This is a genomic window from Kribbella sp. (genome assembly GCF_035655035.1).
In the GTDB taxonomy this organism is placed as follows: Bacteria; Actinomycetota; Actinomycetes; order Propionibacteriales; family Kribbellaceae; genus Kribbella.
On sequence record NZ_DASRVN010000470.1, the window covers coordinates 1 to 3,509 of the forward strand.

General features: G+C 67.7%; 3 protein-coding genes. All 3 read right to left on the minus strand.

The window, feature by feature from the left end:
- Positions 1-491: sulfatase-like hydrolase/transferase (locus VFF46_RS25805; RefSeq protein ID WP_325039799.1), on the minus strand; the 491-nt coding region annotated here is incomplete at its 3' end.
- A gap of 146 nt (positions 492-637) precedes the next feature.
- On the minus strand, positions 638-1,156 hold the full coding sequence (locus VFF46_RS25810; RefSeq protein WP_325039800.1) for an aspartate/glutamate racemase family protein: 519 nt from the start codon (positions 1,154-1,156) through the stop codon (positions 638-640).
- A gap of 57 nt (positions 1,157-1,213) precedes the next feature.
- The gene (locus tag VFF46_RS25815; RefSeq protein WP_325039801.1) at positions 1,214-3,403 is read right to left on the minus strand and encodes a carbohydrate-binding protein; all 2,190 of its coding nucleotides are present in this window, start codon (positions 3,401-3,403) and stop codon (positions 1,214-1,216) included.
- Between the last annotated feature and the right edge of the window lie 106 nt (positions 3,404-3,509).

Here is a 3,509-nt window from a genome sequence, read left to right on the forward strand (position 1 = left end):
TCCGCGCCGTCGATCGCCCGCAGCGCGTCCGAGGTGATCCGGTACGGGAGCTGGGTCGTGACGTCGTACGGCGTGGGCTCGTCGGCGACGCCGTGGTCGAGCCGTTCGAGCCAGCCGTCAAACGCTTTCTCGTCCGGTGTCCGTTCGGGTCCGTGGGTGTGGAAGTACGGTCCGGCGTAGGTGTCGAAGTCGTCGGCGCCCCGGTGCATGTGCGGTTTGCCGGCGAAGTGCAGCTGGTAGTCCGCGGCCCGCAGTACGTCGAGCAGATCCTGCTCGTAGTAGGCGTACTGCGCGTTGCTGTTCTGGCGGACCCGGTGCGCACTCGGAAACCGCCCGGTGAGCAGGCTGGTCCGCGCCGGGACACACGCCGGCGCCGCCGTGTAGGCGTTCCGGAAATCGGTCCCCGCCGCGGCCAGCCCATCCACGAACGGCATCGTGTCCACCGCATACCCACTACGCCGCGTCAACCCCACCCGCTGCTGATCAGTCATCACAATGACGATGTCGGGACGCATCTACCCGCTCTCCACTCATCCCCCGCCCGAGCGGAGCGAGGGGTTGTATTCATTTACAGCGCTGTAATACAGCGCTGTAAACCCTGCCGTAGAAAACTGCCGGCCGTCAAGAGGTGGCGGGTCTAGCGGAGTCGGTCGGCCAGGCGGCGGATGCCTGGCTCGGGGCTGGTGAGGACCGGGCGGGAGGCACCCTCGAACGCCCCCTCGACAACCACCTCGTCGATCGTCACCGCCCGGCCCGCGAGCTCAGCCCGCTCCCGCAGCAACGCCCCCGTCGGCCGCACTGTCGTCGGCAACGTAGCGATCACCGTGATCGACTCGCCGGCAGCCACCGCCTCGTCCGCCATCGCCTCGTCGACCCGGTACACCGGCACCCCGAGCCGCTCCGCCAACGGCCCGGCGTACTGCGAGATCGACGAGCAGGTGAACATCACCGCCTCCGCCCCACCCGCAACGGCCGCATCACCCAGATCCGCCAGCCGCCGCGCCACGTCCTCGGGCGCGGCACCCCGGCCGAGATCGGCGACGATCTTGTCGTCGAGCAGGTTCTGCACCTCGACCCTGGGCAGATGCTCCGCCGCCAGCCGAGCGAACGCAGGAATGACAACTGCTCCGGTGTGCACGAAGGCAACACGTCCCACGACGGACTCCCGACGACTAGATATTCATGGTCGTCTGTTCATTCAACCATCGACCCGTCAGCTTGTCAGCCGCAGGTAGTCGAGGTTGAAGCCGCCGGTCTCGCAGTACACGGTGATCGTCTGGTCGCCGGCCGGGAGCGCGATCCGGGTACTGACCGACTGGTAGTTCGCCCAGCCGCCCGTGTCCGGCACCGTGACCTTGCTCAGCACGGCACCACTGGCGTCCCGGATCGAGATCGCATCCGGAGCCGGCGCCCCGGTGCCGTTCGCGACCCGGAGCTCAAGGTTGTACGTGCCCTGCGGTACGTCGACGCGGTACTGGAGCCAGTTCCCCGCCGCCGTCCACCCGACATCCTTCCCGCCGCTCGCCGCCGCGTTGTTCTCGACGAAGTTCGCGCCACCCTCGGTCCAGCCGTGCTGGGCGACGTACGACTCCGCCTCGAGCTTCTCCCCGACCGGCGCGCCGTGCGGCCGTACCGTCACCGGCACCGTGACCTCGTCGTGGGCCGCGCCGTCCGTGACCCGGAAAGTCAGTTTCTGTACGCCGGAAACCGTTGGATGAATGCTCACCACCCCGGTGCTGGCGTCGAGCGTGACACCGGCCGGCAGGTCCGTCGCGTAGTACGCGAGCCGATCCCCGTCGCGATCGGTCGCCCGCAACTGGAACTGCGTGGTCTGGTACTGGTCCGCGGTCACCGGCGGTACGGCCTCGAACTGCGGCGGATGGCTCCGGCGCGGCACCTCTCCGTGCCAGCGGTACGTCGCGAACGCGCCGGCCGGTACCGTCACCGTGAACGACCTGCCCGCCAGCGTGATCCGTACATCGCTCGGCGTTGCGTTGGCGTTCCCAACAACCGCGACGAAATTGTCCGCGGCGTCCTTGTAGACCACGTTGCTGATCCCGTTCGCGGTACCGCTCGACTCGACCCGGGTGTGCTCCGGCCCGAGGTACTTCGCGAACTGCCCCAGCGCGTACAGCTCGTCCCGGACCGAAAACGTTTTCGTACCTGTGTTCACGGTCACCAGCCGGTTCGGCCACTTGGTGGTCCGGCCGACCTCTTCCCAGTCGACGTTGTTGTCCCGGGCCGGCGTCCAGTGCAGCGTGCCGCCGTCCTGGTCGGTGGTCTGCGCCCACAGCACGTACGACGACGCGTCGAGCCGGAAATAGTCGAGAACGGTTTCCGGATTCAGGTCGCTGGTTTCCGTCATGTGCACGGGTTTTCCGAACTCCTCGTACGCGTCCCGCATCACCGTCGGGTCGCCCCAGTACGGGTGGAACGCGATCGCGTCCGCCGCGGCCCGCGTCTTCGGGTCGTCGAAGATCCGGTAGTAGTTCTTCGTCGCCGTACTGTTCGGATCCCGCCAGTCCCAGAAGTTGAAGTCGTGCACGTACAGCTGGGTCCGCAGCCCGGCGCGCCGTACCTCGCGCTTGATCGCGACCGCGAGTTTCTGCTGCTGCGCAACGCTGATGTCCATCGCCGGGTACACGACGTCGATCCCCGGCTCGTTGAGCAGCGTCAGCGCGTCGACGGTGATCCCGTACTTCGCATACGCCTGCAGGTACTTCACGTAGTACTTCGCGAACACGTCGATGCAGTCGTCGCGGAGCTTGCCGACCTGGTAGTACGACGTCGTGCTGCCCGGCCGCAGCGCGACCTCGCCGGTGAACCGGTTGTTGGTCTTCATCCACGCGGGCGCGCTCCACGCCGACGCGAAGAACGTCGCCCGCGGGTTGTACTTCTGGATCAGTTTCACGGTGTCGACGATGTGCAGGTCGACGTCCCGCTTGATCGAGAAGTACTTCAGGTCCCGGTCCTCGGCGACCCCGGCCGGCGGCTCGTCGTACGACCAGAACGGCAGGTGCTCGATCAGGTCCGGGCTGCCGATCGTCAGCCGGAACCGGTCGAACCCGGCACCGGTCTTCGGGTCCACCAGCAGCCGGACGGCCCGCTCGCGCTGCTCCGGGGTCAGCTTCCACAGGTTCGACACGCTGGTCTCGTCGAGCGAGAACCCGACACCGGTGTACTTCTGCCTGCTGATGCTCGGATCCGCCACGATCGTCGTATCGGCCGGGCCGTCCTTCCCGACGTACGTCGTCGGCAACGGCTGCCACGCGTGCGCGGCGCCTGCCGAGTACGAGCCCTGAACCACCGCCCCACGCTGCGCCACGGCCTGCCCGCCACCTGCCGCGAGCCCCGCCGCCGCCACGACGCCGACCGCAACCGTCAGCCCCAGAGTCCGCCTCACGAAACCTCCACCCGTCGACCGGAAAACCCTTTCAAGCAGGCCGACTGTAGGTTCGGAAACTCCGCGGCAACACCCCTTGCCGGTTCCGGAACTGGTTCCGGAACCT